14 protein-coding genes and 1 pseudogene are annotated in these 19,462 nt (G+C 72.1%); 5 read left to right on the top strand and 10 right to left on the bottom strand.

What is annotated here, in order from left to right; genetic code table 11:
• The first annotated feature begins 92 nt into the window (after positions 1-92).
• Entirely contained in the window at positions 93-1,481 is a 1,389-nt protein-coding gene (locus GA0074704_RS29620; protein WP_088969037.1) for a ParA family protein, read from the top strand.
• Between the two features lie 27 nt (positions 1,482-1,508).
• The gene (locus GA0074704_RS02785; protein ID WP_088969036.1) at positions 1,509-2,537 is read left to right on the top strand and encodes a ParB/RepB/Spo0J family partition protein; all 1,029 of its coding nucleotides are present in this window, start codon (positions 1,509-1,511) and stop codon (positions 2,535-2,537) included.
• A gap of 1,006 nt (positions 2,538-3,543) precedes the next feature.
• Here GA0074704_RS02785 and GA0074704_RS02780 read toward each other — a convergent pair.
• The gene (locus GA0074704_RS02780; RefSeq protein WP_157743812.1) at positions 3,544-4,428 is read right to left on the bottom strand and encodes an IS5 family transposase; all 885 of its coding nucleotides are present in this window, start codon (positions 4,426-4,428) and stop codon (positions 3,544-3,546) included.
• Between the two features lie 696 nt (positions 4,429-5,124).
• On the opposite strand from GA0074704_RS02780, the pseudogene GA0074704_RS02775 reads away from it, so the two are divergent.
• Positions 5,125-5,770: pseudogene (locus tag GA0074704_RS02775) on the top strand (hypothetical protein); the annotation flags it as partial.
• Between the two features lie 156 nt (positions 5,771-5,926).
• On the opposite strand, the gene GA0074704_RS02770 reads toward GA0074704_RS02775, so the two are convergent.
• Together GA0074704_RS02770 and GA0074704_RS02765 are read right to left on the bottom strand one after the other, a co-directional pair.
• The gene (locus tag GA0074704_RS02770; protein ID WP_088969035.1) at positions 5,927-6,925 is read right to left on the bottom strand and encodes a D-alanine--D-alanine ligase family protein; all 999 of its coding nucleotides are present in this window, start codon (positions 6,923-6,925) and stop codon (positions 5,927-5,929) included.
• A 7-nt stretch (positions 6,926-6,932) separates the two neighbouring features.
• Entirely contained in the window at positions 6,933-8,246 is a 1,314-nt protein-coding gene (locus GA0074704_RS02765) for an aminotransferase-like domain-containing protein (protein ID WP_088969034.1), read from the bottom strand.
• A gap of 346 nt (positions 8,247-8,592) precedes the next feature.
• On the opposite strand from GA0074704_RS02765, the gene GA0074704_RS02760 reads away from it, so the two are divergent.
• Positions 8,593-9,258, top strand: coding sequence for a GNAT family N-acetyltransferase (locus GA0074704_RS02760; RefSeq protein ID WP_088969033.1), 666 nt, complete (start codon positions 8,593-8,595; stop codon positions 9,256-9,258).
• A 48-nt stretch (positions 9,259-9,306) separates the two neighbouring features.
• Here the strand turns inward: GA0074704_RS02760 and GA0074704_RS02755 are convergent, their stop codons facing one another.
• The 7 genes from GA0074704_RS02755 to murJ form a co-directional block, all read right to left on the bottom strand.
• Complete coding sequence (locus GA0074704_RS02755; protein ID WP_088969032.1) at positions 9,307-10,476, bottom strand: N-acetylmuramoyl-L-alanine amidase; 1,170 nt, start codon at positions 10,474-10,476, stop codon at positions 9,307-9,309.
• Between the two features lie 239 nt (positions 10,477-10,715).
• Positions 10,716-11,039 (bottom strand): thioredoxin, encoded by a 324-nt coding sequence (gene trxA / locus GA0074704_RS02750; protein ID WP_088969031.1) that lies wholly within the window; start codon positions 11,037-11,039, stop codon positions 10,716-10,718.
• Between the two features lie 46 nt (positions 11,040-11,085).
• Positions 11,086-12,036, bottom strand: a complete 951-nt coding sequence (gene trxB, locus GA0074704_RS02745; protein WP_088969030.1) for a thioredoxin-disulfide reductase — start codon at positions 12,034-12,036, stop codon at positions 11,086-11,088.
• A gap of 189 nt (positions 12,037-12,225) precedes the next feature.
• Entirely contained in the window at positions 12,226-13,365 is a 1,140-nt protein-coding gene (locus tag GA0074704_RS02740) for a hypothetical protein (protein WP_088969029.1), read from the bottom strand.
• A complete protein-coding gene (gene sigM / locus GA0074704_RS02735) occupies positions 13,362-14,045 on the bottom strand; it encodes an RNA polymerase sigma factor SigM (protein WP_088969028.1) in 684 nt (227 codons plus the stop codon). The genes GA0074704_RS02740 and sigM overlap by 4 nt, the downstream gene beginning before the upstream one ends.
• 28 nt (positions 14,046-14,073) lie before the next feature.
• Positions 14,074-15,690, bottom strand: coding sequence for a protein kinase family protein (locus tag GA0074704_RS02730; RefSeq protein WP_088969027.1), 1,617 nt, complete (start codon positions 15,688-15,690; stop codon positions 14,074-14,076).
• 427 nt (positions 15,691-16,117) lie between these two features.
• Positions 16,118-17,863, bottom strand: coding sequence for a murein biosynthesis integral membrane protein MurJ (gene murJ / locus GA0074704_RS02725; RefSeq protein ID WP_088969026.1), 1,746 nt, complete (start codon positions 17,861-17,863; stop codon positions 16,118-16,120).
• A gap of 129 nt (positions 17,864-17,992) precedes the next feature.
• On the opposite strand from murJ, the gene GA0074704_RS02720 reads away from it, so the two are divergent.
• Positions 17,993-19,453, top strand: a complete 1,461-nt coding sequence (locus GA0074704_RS02720; RefSeq protein WP_088969025.1) for a CCA tRNA nucleotidyltransferase — start codon at positions 17,993-17,995, stop codon at positions 19,451-19,453.
• The last annotated feature ends 9 nt before the right edge of the window (positions 19,454-19,462 follow it).

The following is a 19,462-nucleotide window of genomic DNA, read 5'->3' as shown; positions in this document are numbered from 1 at the left end:
GGCCGCTCCCGGTGGGCCGACCGCTCCGTGGAGTGGGCGCGCGGCCAGTTGACGGGGTGCGGACCGACATCCGGAGCGGGCAGGGATGACAGGTGCATGACGACGGCAGGTACGACGAACCACGGGTGACTGGGCCGGACGGAGTCTCCACAACGGACTCCGTTTCACGTGAAACCGACCACCCGGGTGATCCGGTGGCCTCCCCGTCGGACTGTGCCCCGACTGTTCGGCGGGACGTCCCAGCCGTCGGCGGAGCGGCTTCTCCGACGGGCCACCCCGGCCAGGAGCCGGCGGCGTTCACCGGTCAGGAGTCGACGGGCGGGCCAGATCACGGCGCTGAGCCCGCGGAGCCGGCCGGCGGGCGGGGTGAGGCACCGACCCGGCCGGTGAACGCCCCGGGATCGCGCCCGGTCCAGCCACGACGCAACGCGGCAGCCTCGGCCCGGTTCGAGCCCGCCACGGCCGTCGTGGCCGTGCCGCCGCAGCCCACCGTTCGATCCGTACCCGACGCGACGATCGCGGGGGCCGCTCCTGCCCCCGTCGCCCCGTACGCTCAACCGGACGATCCCGCATACGTTTCACGTGAAACCCCGACCCGCGAAGAGGATGACCCACCGTTGGCTATGGAGGCGAGGCGTGCCGTGCAGGTCCTGAATCCGAGTGGCGAGGTGACCATGCCTCGGCCGGAGCGGACGCGGATCATGTGCGTCGCCAACCAGAAGGGCGGGGTTGGTAAGACCACCACCGCGGTCAACCTGGCGGTGGCGCTCGCCCTGCACGGCAACCGGGTGCTGGTGATCGACCTCGACCCGCAGGGCAACGCCTCCACCGGTCTGGACGTGCCGCACCACACGGGCATCCCGGACGTCTACGACTGCCTGATCAACAGCGTGCCGCTCGCCGAGGTGGCCCAGACGGTGGAGGGCATCCCCAACCTCTGGTGCGTACCGGCGACCATCGACCTGGCCGGCGCGGAGATCGAGCTGGTGTCGGTGGTGGCCCGGGAGTCCCGGCTCGCCCGGGCGATCGCGGCCTACCCCGGCACGTTCGACTACGTCTTCATCGACTGCCCGCCGTCGCTCGGCCTGCTGACCGTCAACGCGTTGGTCGCCGCGCAGGAGGTGCTGATCCCCATCCAGTGCGAGTACTACGCGCTGGAGGGTCTCAACCAGCTGATCAACAACATCAACCTGGTACGCCAGCACCTCAACCCGGCTCTGGAGGTCTCCACGATCCTCCTGACCATGTACGACCGGCGTACCCGGCTGGCGGACGCCGTCGAGCAGGACGTGCGGAACCACTTCGGGGACAAGGTGCTCCAGGCGGTGATCCCCCGCAACGTCCGGGTCTCCGAGGCGCCCAGCTACGGCCAGTCGGTGATGACCTACGATCCGGGTTCCCGGGGTGCCACCAGCTACTTCGAGGCCGCCCAGGAGATTGCCGAGCGTGGCGCCAAGGAGCCGGTGAGCCGGCATGCGTAGTACGGACGAGCCGCTGGGAGGCGTCGTATGAAGAACCGTCCCCGTGGTGGACTCGGCAAGGGGCTCGGTGCGCTCATTCCGACCGGCCCCGCCCCGGCCCCCGTCGCCACCGACGACGCGCCCCGCGCCGACACGGCGATCCCCACCACGGTCGCCGTCACGCCGGACGCCGAACCCGCCTGGGCCGATGAACCGGTCCCGGCCGCGCAGCCCGGTCCGGCTCTGAGCCCGGTGCCCGGTGCCCGCTTCGCCGAGATTCCCGTCGACGCGATCGTGCCGAACCCGAAGCAGCCGCGGCACGTCTTCGACGAGGAGGCCCTGGAGGAGCTGAAGACCTCAATCCAGGAGGTCGGCTTCCTCCAGCCCATCGTCGTACGCCAGCTCGACAGCGAGAAGTACGAGCTGGTCATGGGCGAGCGGCGCTGGCGTGCTGCCCAGGCGGTGGGGCGGGAGAACATCCCCGCCATCGTCCGGGACACCAAGGACGACGCCATGCTGCGGGACGCCCTGCTGGAGAACATCCACCGGGCGAACCTCAACCCGCTGGAAGAGGCCGCCGCCTACCAGCAGCTGCTCGACGAGTTCGGGGCCACCCACGAGGAGTTGGCCCGCCGGATCGGCCGGAGCCGCCCGCAGATCTCCAACACCATCCGGCTGCTGAACCTGCCGCCACAGGTGCAGCGTCGAGTCGCTGCGGGCATCCTCTCCGCCGGCCACGCCCGGGCGCTGCTCAGCCTGGACGAGCCCGAGGCACAGGAGCAGCTGGCACTCCGGATCGTGGCCGAAGGACTTTCCGTCCGGGCGACCGAGGAAGTAGTGGCCCTGGCGCTCGCCGACGGTCCCGCGAAGACGCCGGCGGCCAAGCGCCGGCCGAAGGCGCACGCCCCGGCGCTGACCGACCTGGCGGACCGGCTCTCGGACCGCTTCGACACCCGCGTGAAGGTGGACATCGGCCGAAGCAAGGGCAAGATCACCATCGAGTTCGCGACGGTGGACGACCTGGAGCGCATCGTGGGCATCATCGGGGTGAACAAGGGCGAGCAGCCCGAGGAGTGAAGAAGAACGTCGACACCGGCCGCACCCGATGTTCGGGCGCGGCCGGTGTCGTTCTGCGGCCTGATGCCGTGGACGCCGGCGTGGCTCAGGGCGGGCTGGTTGGGGCGGCCATGGTCGGCTGGCCCTCGGGGCGCGGCTTGGTTTCCGGGAGCTGACGTCCCCCGCAGATTATCCGTTTCACGTGAAACGGCCGGCAGTCAGGGGAGCCTGTACGTGGGGCCGGCGGTGGCCGGTCGGCCGGGAGTCGGTGAGGGAGGAGCCTTCCGCTGGTGAGGATCAGAGCCGAGGGCCGGTTCGGGCGGCGGCTTCGGTCAGGCCGGAGCTTCCGGCGGCAACACTCCGGCGGGTCGCCCGGTCCTTCTCCCAGAAGCGGCGTGCTGTCCGTCGGATGCCTACAGACTTGAGAGCATCGACGACTCACCCGGCGAGCGGCCTGTCCGGCACCGGGCGGCGGGTCTGGCTCACATCCCGCGACATTCGGGCTCCGCCCGCAACCCTCTCAGAAGCCGCCGCCACCGTCACCGCCACCGCCCGCGCCGGGTGAGTCGTTCACGCTCTCAAGTCCGTAGGGGGCCGCCGGTTTTGGCCCAGGCTTTTCCACTGCCACGTCCCCGGTGCCAGGGCCCGCAGGTCCATCACGCCATCAGGCGGACCCCGTGGGAGGGCCTGACCACGGCCTACCTACACGTACCCGATCAGCCGTAAGCCGTGTGTGGCGGGGCCTGAGGGCCGGCACACGAATCTGCGGTCCGCGAAGTTGCCGTTGATGGGGACCGGTTTCACGTGAAACGGGGCCGGCTCTGTCTGCAGACCATCCACGTTCAGTGGGCTGCTGGGCGTTGCCGAGTCCATCCCGCATGCTCTCCTCCCCGGCCTGACGGGCCCGCTGACCGCACGAGCCATGACGGGCCCGCTGACCGCACGAGCCATGACGGGCCCGTGAGTGCACGCCCCAGGCGAGGGTCCAGTGAGCGCACGCCTGAGAGAGTGTTGGGTAACCCAGTGACTACTTCGGGTTGAGTTCGTCGTCGAGGCGTCGAGCTGCTTCGGTCTCGATCGGGCCTTGCGGTTCGATGTCCTCGCCGGCGAGGCGGGCGGCCATCAGGCGGATCATGGCGACTTTGATCATCGCTTCGGCGTGCGCGGGCTTGCGTTCGTAGTCGCGGGCCAACCGTCTGCACCGTCCCAACCAGGCAAAGGTCCGTTCCACCACCCACCTGCGGGGTAGCACCTGGAAGCCTTTCACGTCGGCGTTGCGGGCCACGATCTGCAGGTCGAGTCCGGCGTGGGTGCGAGCCCACGCCAGCAGGCCTTTGTCGACCTGGTTGACGTAGCCGGCGTCGGCCCAGACCAGACCCAGCAGCGGGAACGTCTCGGTGATCCTCGCCAGGACCAGCTTGGCGCCGGCACGCTCCTGGATCGACGCGGAATGCACCACGGCCTTGAGCAGCAGCCCGCACGTGTCGACCAGGACATGCCGCTTACGGCCCCGCGTGCGTTTGCCGGCGTCGTAGCCGATCGCCTCACCGCCCTGATGACTGTGCGCGGTCTGCGAATCGAGGACCGCCGCCGACGGCTGCGGATCACGTCCCTCGGCCACTCGCACCGCGTCGCGCAGCAGGTCGTGAACCCGATCCCACGTGCCGTCGGCGCTCCAGCACCGGAACCACCGGTAGGCCACGTCCCACGGCACGAGGTCATGGGGCACATGCCGCCACGCCGTACCGGTGCGCAACACGTACAGGATCGTGTCAATGACCAGCCGACGTGGATACCGCAACGGCCGACCACCCCGCCGCGGATCCCGCACCGGCAGCAACGGCTTGATGACCGCCCACTGCCCATCCGTCAACGACGACTCGTAAGCCGGTTTACAGACACAGCGACACAGAAGTGATCTTCCCCGACACGGTCAACGAAGATCACGTCCAGGTATCACAACACTCTCTGAGGCCTGACGGCCAGGCCTCAGGCCGGACCTGCTCGGGGAGCGCACGGTGCCAGGAAGGAGGCAGTGCCGCGCCGCAGGTGCAGCTTCCGCGACCTGCCCCCGCCGTTTCACGTGAAACAGGGGATGGTGCTCGGTTCCGCGCCGGCCGCCGGCAGAGCCACAACAGGATGCGCGTGCCGTCACGCCTCCCGGATGACCACCCGAAGGGCAGGCGCACGCCTGCGGCCCGAGAGGGCCACCGATCGGCGCCTCGTTCGTTAGGAAGGAAGGGCGCATCCGACCGGTCAGATCCGTGCGGGACTGGGGACTTCCGAGGCGTCGGCGGAGCACGGCCACCGTCTCGTCCACAAGCCGTCGAGAGTCACCCCACACCACTTCATCCACAGGCCGGGACCCCGTTTTACGCGGGGTTTCACGTGAAACAGCGATGCCTGTGGAAAACCCCTGTGGATAACTCTGAGGGCATCCACGGGCTGAGCGAACCCGGTTTCCGGCTCCTTCAGCGAAGCGTCCGCCGCGTGCGCCCCGGCCCATCGGCGAGCCCGACGGCTCCCCCTTCCCGGAGTCACTGCGGTAGGGCACGTCGGCCGATTTCCGGTAGGGACAGCGATCGTCTGCTCGGTTAGGGTCAGCCTCGTGCCCGACACCCCTGCCGAAGTTCCGGACTTCACCCAGTGGCCCTCGTTCCCCTTCGAGGGCGACATCCGCGTCAAGCCGCTCGATGAGCCGGTCGATGCCGAGCCGCCCCGCAAGGGCGAGGGCCACCGCGAGTGCACCGCCTGCAACGCGCCGGACGAGGCGTACATCTGGGTGGGTGAACGCTGGCGGGTTCGCGCCATGGACCGGCCGACGGGCCTGCCGATGGTGCTGATCCTGGAGTCCCGGTCGCACCTGGACCTCGGGGACCTGCCGAACCTGCTGGCCGCCGAACTCGGCGTCATGACGGTACGCCTGGAGCGGGCCATCCGGTCCCTCGACGGAGTGGCCCGGGTACACGTCAACCGCTGGGGTGACGGCTCCGCGCACCTGCACATGTGGTTCCTCGCCCGGCCGTACGGGCAGCTCCAGCTCCGGGGCACCTTCCTCCCGCTCTGGGACTCGATCCTGCCGGCCATTCCCGAATCGCGGTGGCGGGAGAACCTCGCCATGGTGGCGGCCTGGCTGGCCGAGTTCGGTGGTCGTCCGCTGGCCGAACCGCCGCGCATCCAGTGGCAGGCCCCGTCGAGCTTTTCGGGCTCCGGGACCGCTCCGGTCGATGTCGCCGACGGCGAGCCGACCTCGGTCATCGAGGCCGCCGAGGAGGCCGGCCCCGATCCGGTCGAGGAAAATCCGTCGGCCGAGGAGCCGACGAGGGAGGCAAGGGGCCCGGCGAGCGCCGACCCCGAGGCCGCGAACTGACCCAGGTCGGTGGACCGCCGCGCGCCGACCCGCCGCTGGACTACCGGCGGCGGGAGGCGGCCCGGGTCACCAGGGTGCCCAGCACCTTGCCGAAGTCCAGGCTCCCGGCCTGGACGGCGAGCGGCAGGAGCGAGGTCTCCGTCATGCCGGGTGACACGTTGACCTCCAGCACGTGCGGCCGGCCGTCCGTGTCGACGATCAGGTCGACCCGGGAGAGGTCCCGGAGCCCGAGCGCCCGGTGGGCGGCGAGCGCGACCTCGGCCACCGCGCCGGCCACCTGCGGCTCCAACCGGGCCGGGGCGTGCCAGGTGGTACGGCCGGCGGTGTAGCGGGCCGCGTAGTCGTACACGCCGTTGCGGGGGACGATCTCCACGGCGGGCAGGGCCTGCGGACCGTCGCCCAGGTCCAGCACCGACACGGCCACGTCCATACCTGGCACGTACCGCTCCACCAGAGCCGTCGAGTCGTACGCGAAACAGCCGACCATCGCGGCGGGCAGCGCCGCGGCGTCCCGGACCACGGCGGCGCCCAGACCCGAACCGCCCTGGGCCGGCTTCACCATCAGGGGCAGCCCCAACCGGTCGACGATCCGGTCCAGCACTGCGACGGCGCCCAGCTCGGAGAAGCGGTCGTGCGGCAACGCCACCCAGTCGGGGGTGGGGATGCCGGCCTCCCGGAGCACCGCCTTGGCGGACGGCTTGTCCCAGGCCAGCCGGGAGGCGCGGGCGTCGCAGCCGACGTAGGGCACGTCGCACAGGTCGAGCACGCCGCGCAGCGAGCCGTCCTCGCCGGTGGCACCGTGCAGGGCGATCACCACGGCGTCCGGGGGGTCGGCGGCCAGCGCGGGCAGCAGGGCCACGTCGGCGTCCCGCAGCTCGGCCTCCACGCCGGCTCCGCGCAGCGCGTCGAGGACCCGTCGTCCGGAGCGCAGGGAGACGTCCCGTTCGTAGGAGAGCCCACCGGCGAGCACCAGGACGCGCAGGTCGGTCGTGGTGGCGGGGTCGGTCACCGGCGACGGCGAAGCGGAGGTGGCAGCCATGCCGGAATCATGCCAAGTCGGGTCCGGGAGTGTCCGCGCCGGGACGGCCGCGCCGCACTCCGGGACGGTCCACCTGGCCGAAGACCCGGCGCATGGCGATGTCCTGCTCCATCACGCCGGCCAGCCGGCGGACCCCCTCCCGGATCCGCTCCGGGGACGGGAACGAGAAGTTCAGGCGGATGTTGCCGCTGCCGGAACCGTCGGCGTAGAAGCCGGTGCCCGGCACGTACGCGACGCGGGCGGCGATGGCGCGGGGCATCATCGCCTTGGCGTCCAGGCCCTCGGGCAGGGTGGCCCAGACGAAGAGGCCGCCACCGGGGGTGGTCCACGTCGTCCCGGCCGGCATCATGTCGTCCAGCGCGTCGAGCATCGCGTCCCGGCGCTCCCGGTAGACCTCGCGGTACGTCTTGAGCTGCTCCCGCCACGGCATGGTGGAGAGGTACGTGGTGACGGCCGCCTGGGCGTACGCGCTGGGGCAGAGGATCTGCGCCTCGCTGGCGATGACCAGCTTGTCGCGGACGGCGTGCGGGGCGAGGATCCAGCCGACCCGCAGGCCGGGGGCGAAGGTCTTGGAGAAGGTGCTGAGGTAGAACACCCCTTCGCGGCGGCGGGCCCGCAGCGGCCGGGGGGCCTCCGTCTCGAAGCCCAGCTGACCGTACGGGTCGTCCTCCACCACGAGCAGTCCGGCGCGCTCGCAGATGTCCAGCACCCGCTCCCGGCGCTCCTCGCTCAGCGTGACGCCGGCGGGGTTCTGGTAGGTGGGGATGGTGTAGAGGAACTTGACCCGCCGGCCGGCGCGGGCCAGGTCGGCGATGGCCACCTCCAGCGCCTCCGGGATCAGCCCCTCGTCGTCCATGGGCACGTGCGCCACCTGTGCCTGGGCGGCCTGGAACACCCCGAGCGCGCCGACGTAGGTCGGCCCCTCGGCGAGCACCACGTCGCCCGGGTCGAGGAAGAGTCGGGCCACCAGGTCGAGCGCCTGCTGGCCGCCGACGGTCACCACCACGTCGTCCGGTGAGGCGCCGCAGGACGCGTCGATGCCGGAGAGCGCCATCACCTCACAGATCCGCTCGCGCAGCTCCAGGGTGCCCTGGCCGATGCCGTACTGGAGGGTGGTGGCGCCGTGCTCGGAGCCGAGCCGGCCGAGCATCTCGCCGACCGCGTCCAGCGGCAGCGCGGCGATGTAGGGGGCGCCACCGGCGAGCGAGACGACCTCCGGCCGGCTGGCCACGGCGAAGAGCGCCCGGATCTCCGAGGCGGTCATCCCGCGGACCCGCCGGGCGTACCGGTCGGTGTAGTCGTCGAGCGTCGTGCCGGTCATGACATCACCTCGATCGCGTGTGGGGTGGCTCCCCACCCGGGTTGGTACCCGGGCCGCCGGCGACCATGGCGGCGCGGGCGCCGGTCTGTCGATCCTAGTCGCGCCTCCCGGCCATCAGCCCGGTGACGTGGTGGTCTTCCACATGCCGGACGACTGCTCCGGGTCGCGGCGCGGCACCAGACGGGCCGAACCGGAGTGGTCGGCGGTCGGCCCGTTCCGGTGGGCGTTCGCGCGTCCCCTCCCGTACGGTCGGGTGACGGCGTACGATCGCTCGTCGGGGGGCAGGAAGGCGGCGGCGTCGTACCGCGGTGGTCTTCACCTCCGAGCCTATTGTGGGGATGCGCCAATGTCGCGACGTCTGGTCAGCCTGACCCTCGACACGTTGGAGGATCTGCCTCGTCCGTGCCGGCGCTGCGTCTTCTGGGAGCTTGATCCGGTTTCCGCCGAGCGGGCCTGCGCGGCCGGCGACCCGGGGCTGGAGAAGGAGGCCTGGGTCTCCCAGACGCTGCTGGAGTGGGGTTCCTGCGGCAAGCTGGCGTACGTCGACGGCATGCCCGCCGGTTTCGTCATGTACGCCCCACCCGCCTACGTCCCCCGCTCGATGGCGTTTCCCACCTCTCCGGTCTCCGCCGACGCGGCGCTGCTGATGACGGCGCACGTGGTTCCGGCGTTCGCCGGCGGCGGGTTGGGCCGGATGCTGGTCCAGGGCGTCGCCCGGGATCTCACCAAGCGTGGCATCAAGGCGATCGAGGCGTTCGGCGACGCGAAGTTCGGCGACGTGGACGACCTGGTGGGCGGCTGTGTCGCCCCGGCCGACTTCTTCCTGTCGGTGGGCTTCAAGACGGTCCGCCCGCACCCCCGCCACCCCCGGCTGCGGCTGGAGCTGCGGACGGCGCTGTCCTGGAAGTCCGACGTCGAGTACGCGCTGGAGAAGCTGCTCGGCTCGATGAGCCCGGAGACCCTGCTCCGCCCGGTACGCCCGGCCCCGGCCACCCGCTCCACCACCGGCTGACCGGGCCCCGCGAGTTCCGCCCACCTGGGCCGGCGGCGGCGGACCAGGTCAGTCGACCACCGTGCCGGCGGTGACCACCGCGCGCAGCTCGCTCACGTCGATCGAGCCGGTCGGCACGTCCCGCTCGTCCGGCAGGTACATCCGCTGCACGGCGGCGACGATCGCCTCGGCCACCCGGTCCCGGAACCGGGGGTCGACCAGGCGGGCCCGGTCGGCGGGCGAGGTGAGGTAGCCGACCTCGACGCGGACCGCGGGCATCCGGGTCAACCGCAGCAGGTCCCAGGTCTTGGCGTGGGTGCGGCAGTCGCGCAGCCCGGTGCGGGCGACGATCTCCCGCTGCACCAGCCCGGCGAGCCGCTCACCGGTCGCCGAGGTGACCCCGTTGTCGGTCGTCCCGTAGTGGTAGGTGGCCACCCCCTCGGCGGTCGGGTTGGCGTGCCCGTCGGTGTGCAGCGAGATGAACACGTCGGCGCCGAGCGAGTTGGCCAGTTCCGCCCGGTCGGCGTCCGGCAGGCAGGTGCGGGGCGCCGGGCCGCGGGTGAGCTGCACGCGTACGCCGGAGGCCGCCAGCCGCCCCTCCAGCCGGCTGGCCAGGTCGTGCACCAGGTCCGCCTCGGTCCAGCGCAGCGGACCGTCGGGGACCACCTGGCCGGGGTCGGTGCCGCCGTGGCCCGGGTCGATCACCACGGTCCGGCCGACCAGGGTGGGACCGGACTGCCGGATCGCGTCGGACTCGCGCAGCCACTGCGGCCGGCCGCCGACCACCTTGCGGCCGAGCCGGCGCAGCGCCCCCATCGTGTACGGCCCGCACGACCCGTCCGGCTTCAGGCCCACCTCCCGCTGGAACTGCGCCACGGCCCGGGCGGTGCGTACGCCGTAGATCGCGTCGGCGCGGCCCACGTCGTACCCCATCTCCAGCAGCCGCTCCTGGAGCGACCGGACGTCCTCGCCGGTGAGCGGCTCGGGCACCGCGTGGTAGAGGGTGCGGGCGCCGAGCCGCCAGCGGGCCTGGTCGAGCGCCCGCCAGGTCTCCGCGCCGACCCGCCCGTCGACGCTGAGCCCGCGCGACTGCTGGAAGGCGCGGACGGCCCGCTCGGTCGCCGGGTCGAAGTCGTCGCAGTCCCCGCCGGTGGCCGGGGCGAGCAGGTCGAGGCCGGTCAGGACGGTACGGATCTCCGTCACCGCCGGTCCACGGTCACCGGGTCGGATGGGACGCACGCTCGACCCCCTCTGCTGCGCGGGTGCCGGCCGGGCCCGCGGGTCGCGGGCCGGACGCCGACGCCGGTGGCGCTCCGCCGCCCGGACGCCTCCGGGGGCGGGCCGTCGCTCGGTCGCCCCGGGTTGAGGCTAAGCGCTGCCGGGCACCGAGGGTGCCGGGTCGGCGCAGGTCAGGCCGGAAAAAGCCGGAACCCCGCACCGTGGATCGGGTGCGGGGTTCCGGTGAGGTACAGGTCGGGTCAGAGCGCCGACTCGATCAGCCGGACGAGCTCGCCCTTGGGCTTCGCGCCGGCGATGGACTGCACCGGCTCGCCGTTCTTGAACACGGTGAGGGTCGGCACGGACATCACCCGGTACGCCCGGGCGGTCTCCGGGTTCTCGTCGATGTTCAGCTTGACGATGGTGACCTGGTCACCCATCTCGCCGGCGATCTCCTCCAGCAGCGGCGACACCTTGCGGCACGGGCCGCACCACTCCGCCCAGAAGTCCACCAGGACCGGCTTGTCGGACTTCAGCACGTCGGTGGTGAAGCTGGCGTCGGTGACGACCTTTGTTGCTCCCACTATGACCCTCCTCCTCGGGGGATTCTGCTTACGTTGTCTGCGCTGTTCAGCCCAGCGTGGCGATGAAGCGCTCGGCGTCCAGGGCGGCGGCGCAGCCGGTGCCGGCCGCGGTGATCGCCTGCCGGTAGGTGTGGTCGACCACGTCACCGGCGGCGAACACACCGGGGATGCTGGTCCGGGTGCTCGGCGCCTGCACCTTCACGTACCCCTCGTCGTCCAGGTCGACCTGGCCGCGGAAGAGTTCGCTGCGCGGGTCGTGGCCGATCGCCACGAAGACGCCGGTGACGTCGAGGACCTTGGACTCGCCGGTGTGCACGTTGCGGACCCGGACCCCGCTGACCTTGCCGTCGTCGCCGAGGACCTCCTCGACGGTGCTGTTCCACTCGACCTTGATCTTGTCGTTGCCCAGCGCCCGCTCAGCCATGATCTTGCTGGCCCGGAACGAGTCGCGGCGGTGGATGATGGTGACCGACTCGGCGAACCGGGTGAGGAAGCTCGCCTCCTCCATGGCGGAGTCGCCGCCGCCGACCACCACGATGTGCTGGTTGCGGAAGAAGAAGCCGTCACAGGTCGCGCAGGACGACACGCCGTGGCCGAGGTATTCCTGCTCGCCGGGCACGCCCAGCGGGCGCCAGGCCGAACCGGTGGAGAGGATGACCGCCTTCGCCCGGTACGCCGTCTGACCCACCCACACGGTGCTGACCGCGTCGGAGCCGACCTGACCGGTGTCGGCCAGCTCCACCCGGGTCACGTCGTCGGTCAGGAACTCCGCGCCGAACCGCTCGGCCTGCTTGCGCATGTTGTCCATCAGCTCGGGGCCGAGGATGCCGTCGGCGAAGCCGGGGAAGTTCTCCACCTCGGTGGTGGTCATCAGGGCACCACCCGACTGCACGCCCTCGATGACGAGCGGCTTCAGGTTGGCGCGCGCGGCATAGACCGCCGCCGTGTAACCGGCCGGCCCGGAGCCGATGATGATCAGGTTGCGGACCTCGTCCACTGCCGTCTCCCGATGTGTGTGGTCGCCATCCGTTCCGGCTGACATGCCGCCGGGACGATGCCGGTGCGAGGGCCGGCACCCGAGGGGCCGGCCACTGAATTGCAGAACGTCATCGTACGAAGCGGGGATTCCCGAGCCGGCAGTCCGGTGGGTCACGTCACGTGCGAAAGCGGACGTCCGGTTGCGTCCTCACCCTACCCGGGACCGGTAGCGGGTGTCCGCGCCGGAACCCGGTACGCCGCACTCCGGCCCACTGACCCAGGCCCACCGGGCCCCCGCCGCGTCGACGAAGCCGACGACCAGAGCCGGCGCTCCCTGGAAGGCCGCGTAGTCGACCACGTCGACGGTCAGCGGGCCGGCGCCGTGCTCGGTGGTGATCTCGCCCAGGCAGGTGTCGAGCGCCGCCGGGTCGGTTAGCCGGTCCAGCGTGCCGGGGCCCGCCAGCCGGCCGTGGTCGCTCTCGGAGTCCGGCTGGAAGCCGGGCTGCTTGGCAGCCGGACTCTGCTTGCCCGCCGGGGGCCGCTTGGCCGCCGGGCTCCCACCCGCGCCGAGCACGCCGCCGGCCAGCGCCGCCGGGGTCCAGTCGGTGCCGCTGTACGTGGTGCGGGGGGCCGCCGCGCCGAACGGGGTGGCCAGGGCGGTCCTCGCCTGCCCCGGAGCCGGGGCGTCGCTGAGCGCGCCGCGGTCGCCGCCGCTCTCGGTGCGGACCAGCTGGTTGACGCCGAGACCGGCGCCCATCATGGCGGCCGCGGCGAGCGCCACCGGACCGGCGAGCCGGGTCCACCGCCGGCGCCGCCGCCCGGGTCCGGTGCCCCCCGCCGGCCGGGACCGGTCGCGGTCGCCGCGCTCCGATTGCCCGCCCCGCTCCCCGGCCGGCCGCGGACCGTCCGGCTCGTCGGCGGTGTGCGGACCGCCGGCGGGGCGCGAACCGTCCAGCTCGTCGGTGGAGCGGGTGTCGTCCGGGTGGGCATGGTCGAGGTCGCCCGCCGGGCGGGCCGGCTCGTCGGCCGCCGGACGTGGGGTGCCCGGTCCCGGCTGGCGCGGAAGGTCGGCCGTACCGACCGGGGCCGGTCCGGCGCCGGCCAGCGCGGCGGCGATCCGTTCCGTCACGGCCAGCGGCATCTCCGGGGCGGGACCGGCGGCCCACCGGGCCAGGTCGTCGTGCACCTGCGGCAGGGCGGCGAGCAGCCGGGCGTACGCCGTGGACCAGGCGGCGTCCTCGTCGACCAGCCGGTTGACGGTCGCCTGCTCGGGCGTACCCTCCAGCGCCCCACCGACGAAGTCGGCGAGCAGGTCGTGGTCGACCTGGCTGAAGTCCCCGGACGTCACGTCTCCTCCTCGCCGGTGCCGTGCCGGGACCGCCCCGGCCCCGATCCGACGCCCTGCGGGGGCCGGCGGTTCCCCGAGGTGACCTCGGGCACGCCGGAAGCCGGGGCGGCCTCGTCGGAGCCGGTGCGCAGATGACCCAGGAGTGTGGCGAGCCGGGCCCGGCCGCGCGCGCAGCGGCTCTTCACCGTGCCCTCGGCCACGCCGAGGATCCGGGCCACCTCGGCCACCGGGTAGCCCTGCACGTCGACCAGGACCAGCGCCGCCCGCTGCTCCGCGGGGAGCGCGGCGAGCGCCTGCCGGACCACCAGCGCGGTGTCGTGGTCCTGGACCGGGGCGGCCGGCTCCACCCCGGTCGGCCGGCCGTCTGCGTCGGTACGGCTGCCGTCGGGCAGCGGGACGGTCGGGTGCGCCTGCCGGCGACGGATCCGGTCCAGGCAGGCGTTCACCACGATCCGGTGCAGCCAGGTGGTGACCGCCGAGTCACCGCGGAAGCGGGCCGCGGCCCGGTGCGCGGAGAGCAGCGCGTCCTGCAGCGCGTCGGCGGCCTCCTCGCGGTCGCCGAGGGTACGCAGGGCGACCGCCCAGAGCCGGTCCCGGTGCCGGTGGAAGAGCTCGGTGAAGGCGTCCCGATCACCGGCCACGTGGGCGCGGATCAGGTCCAGGTCGCTGGCCTCGGTCACCGCGACCTACCTGGTTCCGGCCGGCCGGTCACGACCCCTGGACGGTGATCTCCTGGACCCCGATCTTGTACTTGCCGCTGCCGTCCTCCTTCTGCGGCAGCTCGGTGATCCAGAGCATCAGGTAGCGGTACTTCTGGTCGGCGTTGAAGCCGTTGCTGAAGGTCATCGTGGTGCCGTCGTACTGCTCGAGCGCGTCGCCGACCGGCTTGTAGCTCTTGACCAGCTGCTTGTCGCCCGAGCTGGAGGACGGGAAGGTCGCGCTTCCGGCGAAGATCTGAGCGGTCGCACCGCTGGCCGAGACGACGGCCTGCACCGACTTGACGGTGTGCGGGGCGCCCAGGTCGATCCAGACACCCATGCCCGACTTGTAGTTGCTGAACTTGGCGGTCGTGTAGCTCTGGGTCTCCCAGCCCTCGTCGAGGCTGCCGTCGGTCACCTTGTCGGCGTCGTCGAGCTCGTCGCGCTTCCTGCTGTCCGGGTCGACGATCTTCACGGCCCCGATGTCGAGCTTGCGGACGGTGGCCGCGGCGGGCGTGGTGTCCTCGACGGCGGGCGCGCTGGCGGTGGGCTGCGCGACCGGCTCCTTGCCCGGGTCCTTACCGTCGCCGCCGAACGTGCTGATCCCGATCAGCAGGCCGACCAGGGCCACCGCCAGCAGACCGGCGATGCCGATGGCCACCTTGCGACCGCCCGCGGCGGCCAGCGGCGAGCGGTCGTCGTCCGGCTCGGCGGTGAACCGCAGCGTGCCGGCGCTCTCCAGGAAGTGGTCGTCGGCGGGGATGTCCAGCCGGGCCAGCTCGGCGGCGAGCACGTCCGAGGAGGGCGGCGCGATCTCCGGGTCGAGCAGGTCCATCGTCAGGTCGTCGAGGTACGCCGGCACGCCGGCCCGGACCTGCCGGGGCGCCGCGATCGCGCCACTGGCGTCGCGTACGGCGTCGGGGATGGCGGCGCGGCCGTGCCCGGCGGTGGCACCGTGCAGCGGGGCCTCGTTGTGCGGCCAGTGCCCGGTGAGTGCGAAGTAGAGGATCCCGCCGACCGCCCGGACGTCGTTCTCCTGGCTGTCGGCGCCGTCGGTGCGCGCGTCGGCCAGCACCACCCGGCCCTCGTCGCTGATCATGGCGGTGCCCGGGTGCACGTTGCCGTGCACCATGCCGGTGGCGTGCACGGCGGCGAGGGCGCTCGCCACCGCGTTGCCCACCGCGGTCGCCCGGGCCGGGTCCAGCGGACCCTCGGCCGCCACCTGTTCGCGCAGCGACTGGCCGTCCACCCACTCGCGGACCACGTACGCCCGGTCGTCCTCGTCGATGGCGTCGTAGACACCGACCAGGTTGGGGTGGATGACCCGGCTGGCCGCGACGGCGGCCTGGAGCATCTCGGTGGCGGAGTCGCCGCCGGGGTAGCGCATGACGACCGCCACCGGCCGGCGCAGCACGACGTCGACCCCGCGCCAGACCAACCGGCCGGCGCTGTCGTTGTTGATGTGCTCGACCAGCTCGTACCGCTCGGCGAGGATCTCACCGGCCGTGGGAGCACCGAAGGTCATGACCGGCGGAGCGCTTTCCTCCGCCTCCTGACCCTCGCCGACCTGGGTCACCCGTCCTCCCTCGGTGATCGTGTCGATCGATGGACCCGTGCTGCTGGGCATGGTGGCTTCCCGCTCCGCCGTCGAAGGAACCGGCCCGGTCGGAGTCGCCGGAGCACCGGTGCCTGCCGTACCCGTCGAGAGCGACCTTACCCGGGTTGCCCGTTCCCTCGACATGTCATCTTCCCGCCGTCGCCTGCGAGGTGCCAGTGGTCGGTGGGCCGTCCGGTTGTGACCGTTGTCGGCCACGTTGCTGGCACATGTACTAGCCAATCTAGAGGTTGACCGCAAGTAGTCGTAGGAGGGGTTGCGGCCGGTGTGGCGACTCCGTGGAGCCGCCCTGGGATTCCCCTCCGATCAGCCCCCCACCCTCATCCTTCCGGTTGGTTGTCCACAGGCCGAACCGGCGGCTGACCGGCGAATCGCTGAGTTATCCACAGGCGTGTCCCCAGCCTGGTGATCCGCGGTCACGGTACGTGGCGGGCGGTGGTCAGCGGCCCAGCCGGCGGCGGACCATGCCGATCACCTCGGTGATCTCCCCGATCTTCAGCATCGCGGCCAGTCCGAGGTAGGTCAGGCCGATCGCGGCGCCGCCGATCACCAGCTGGAGCAGCGCGGCCGGTCGGCTCAGCTCGGCCGGGTCGCCGGGCAGCAGCCGGACCAGCACCAGGCCGACAAGCGTGGCGCCCAGCGCGGCGACCGCCACCCGGCCGACGGTGCGGGTGATCCGGCCCAGGCCGAGTCGGCCGACCCGACGGCGGATCAGCATCGCCGAGGCGGCCACCGCCACCAGGTAGGAGATCGCGTTGCCGAGCATCATCCCGGCCGCCGCGAAACTCCCCGGGAAGACCAGGTAGAAGACGAACTGGAGCAGCGTCCGCAGGGCCACCACCCCGATGATCACCAGAGCCGGGGTGCGGGTGTCCTGGAGGGCGTAGAAGCCGAAGGTGAGCAGCTGGCTGATCGCGAACGGCACCAGCCCGAGCGCGCCGACCAGCAGCACCGTCGAGGTGAGCAGGGCGCTCTCACTGGTGAACGCGCCGTACCGGAAGACCATCACCGCGAGCGGGCCGGAGAGCACCGCGTAGACCACGGCGATCGGGGCGAGCACCGCGCTGACCGTCCGGATGCCCCGGGACAGGTCGGCGGTGATGTCGGCGAACCGGCCGTCCGCGGCGGCGGCGCTCATCCTCGGCATCAACGCCGTGATGATCGAGACCGCGACGATGCCGTGCGCCATCATGATCAGCAGGAAGACGTTGTTGTAGATCATGATGCCGGCCTTGTCGTCCCCGGCGGCGCGGGTCAACAGGTTGACGATCACGAAGAGGCCGAGCTGGTTGGCCGCCACGTAGCAGAACATCCAGGCGCCGAGCTTGGCCAGCTCGCGCAGCCCCAACTCGCGGAAGTCGAAGCGCCACCTCCACCGGAAACCCACCTTGCGCAGCGCCGGCAGCAGGCCGACCGCCTGCACCGCCACGCCAAGCAGGGTGCCGCCACCGATCACCAGGATCCGGGCCGTGCCCATCTCCTCGGGCTTCAGCAGGTCGGTGCCGAAGGTGGCGATGTAGATCGCGCAGGTGCCGATGACGACCAGGTTGTTCAGGATCGGCGCCCACATCGGTGCCGCGAAGTGGCCCCGGGTGTTCAGCACCGCGGCGATCAACGCGCTCACGCCGGTGAAGAACAGCATCGGCAACATCAGGTACGACAGCTTGTTGACCAGGCCGACGTAGTCGCCGTTCTGGCCGCTGGCGTAGAGCAGGGTGATGAACTGGGCGCCGGCCGTGGTGAGCAGCGCGGCGATGCCCAGCGCGAGCACGGCCAGGGTGAGCAGCCGCTGCGCGTACGCGTCGCCCCGGTCCGGGTCCGAGCGGCGCCGCCGGACCAGCACCGGGATCAGCACGCTGGTGAGCACCCCGCCGAGCAGGAACTCGTACACCTGGCTGGGCAGGAACTGGGCCGTCGTGTACGCGTTGCCGACCAGACCGCCGCCGAGCGCCGCGCCGATCATCAGGTTGCGCAGGAAGCCCGTACCCCGGCTGACCAGGCTGCCGGCGGCCATCACCGCGCTGTTCGCCGCCGCGCTGCCCTCGGCCACCTGCTCGGTCGGCGGCGCGGTCGCCTCCACCGCCGGCTGGTTCAGCGGCTCGGCCGAGATGAAGGTCGCCTCGTCCGTCGGCGGGATCGCGCCGTCCGGCGTGGCGTTGGCGCTGCGGTAGAGCCCGCCGCTCATCTCCAGCCTCCAAGGGGTGACGTCGGAGCCGGACCACCGGCCCGCACGCCCCAGACCTTAGTCAACGCCCGTTTCATACCCGCGCCCGGCGGATCAGTTCCTGCCCGGGCCCGATAGGCTGGCGATCCCATGTCCGAAGCCTCCGCATCCCACGCCGCCGACCGTCGCGAGCTGACCGCAGCACAGCGCAACGCCGTCGCCGAACTGCTCCGCGTCAGCCCGGTCGCCGACGAGCTGGGCCGCCGGTTCGCCGCCGCCGGGCACGAACTGCACCTGGTGGGCGGTTCCGTCCGCGACGCCCTGCTCGGTCGGCTCGGCAACGACCTCGACTTCTGCACCGACGCCCACCCGGACGAGACGCTGCGGATCGTCAAGGGCTGGGCCGAGGCGATCTGGGAGACCGGCCGCGAGTTCGGCACCATCGGCTGCCGGCGCGACGGCCTGCTGCTGGAGATCACCACCTACCGCGCGGAGGCGTACGACCAGGTCAGCCGCAACCCGGTCGTCGAGTACGGCACCAGCCTCACCGACGACCTGCGCCGCCGCGACTTCACCGTCAACGCGATGGCTGTGAGCCTGCCCGAGCACCGCTTCACCGACCCGTACGGCGGGCTGGACGACCTGGCCGCGAAGGTGATCCGTACCCCGGGCACCCCGCGGGAGTCGTTCGGCGACGATCCGCTGCGGATGCTGCGGGCCGCCCGCTTCGCCGCCCAGCTCCGCTTCGCCGTCCACCCGGACGTCCGGGTGGCGATGGGTGAGATGGCCGCGGACCTGGACCGGATCACCGCCGAGCGGATCCGCGACGAGTTCACCAAGCTGCTCTGCGGCGCCGACCCGATCACCGGGCTGCGGCTGCTGGTCGACACCGGCCTGGCCGAACGCTTCCTGCCCGAGCTGACCGGGCTGAAGCTGACCATCGACGAGCACGCCCAGCACAAGGACGTCTACGAGCACACGCTCACCGTGGTGAGCAACGCGATGGCGCTGGAGTCCGACGGCTGCGACTTCGTGCTGCGGATGGCCGCGCTGATGCACGACGCCGGCAAGCCGGCCACCAAGGCCGTCGGGTCGGACGGCCGGGTCAGCTTCCACCACCACGAGGTGGTCGGCGCCCGGCTGACCAAGGCCCGGATGAAGGCCATGCGCTATTCCAAGGACGTCACCGCCCAGGTGACCAAGCTGGTCGGCCTGCACCTGCGCTTCTACGGGTACGGCCGGGGCGAGTGGACCGACTCGGCGGTGCGCCGGTACGTCACCGACGCCGGTGACCTGCTGACCCGGCTGCACAAGCTGACCCGCTCCGACTGCACCACCCGCAACCGGCGTAAGGCGGCCGCGCTCGCCGCCGACTACGACGCGTTGGAGGAGCGGATCGCCCGGATCGCGGCCGAGGAGGACCTGGCCCGGGTCCGCCCGGACCTCGACGGCAACGCGATCATGGAGCTGCTCGGCGTACCGCCGGGGCCGGTGGTCGGCCAGGCGTGGAAGCACCTCAAGGAGCTGCGCCTGGAACGCGGCCCGCTGGACCGCGACGAGGCCGAGGCGGAGCTGCTGCGCTGGGCCCGGGACCAGGGCGTCACGTCCTGACCCGAAGGG

Source organism: Micromonospora siamensis (assembly GCF_900090305.1).
GTDB lineage: Bacteria > Actinomycetota > Actinomycetes > Mycobacteriales > Micromonosporaceae > Micromonospora > Micromonospora siamensis.
Note: the sequence above shows the minus strand (reverse complement) of the source record. Positions and strands in the feature narration are given on the sequence as shown.

Bases quoted from the DNA above. Each gene is read 5' to 3' on its own strand.
- GA0074704_RS02785 (WP_088969036.1), top strand. From the start codon at position 1,509: ATGAAGAACCGTCCCCGTGGTGGACTCGGCAAGGGGCTCGGTGCGCTC.
- GA0074704_RS02770 (WP_088969035.1), bottom strand. From the start codon at position 6,925: ATGGCTGCCACCTCCGCTTCGCCGTCGCCGGTGACCGACCCCGCCACC.
- GA0074704_RS02765 (WP_088969034.1), bottom strand. From the start codon at position 8,246: ATGACCGGCACGACGCTCGACGACTACACCGACCGGTACGCCCGGCGG.
- GA0074704_RS02760 (WP_088969033.1), top strand. From the start codon at position 8,593: ATGTCGCGACGTCTGGTCAGCCTGACCCTCGACACGTTGGAGGATCTG.
- GA0074704_RS02730 (WP_088969027.1), bottom strand. From the start codon at position 15,690: ATGCCCAGCAGCACGGGTCCATCGATCGACACGATCACCGAGGGAGGA.
- murJ (WP_088969026.1), bottom strand. From the start codon at position 17,863: ATGAGCGGCGGGCTCTACCGCAGCGCCAACGCCACGCCGGACGGCGCG.
- GA0074704_RS02720 (WP_088969025.1), top strand. From the start codon at position 17,993: ATGTCCGAAGCCTCCGCATCCCACGCCGCCGACCGTCGCGAGCTGACC.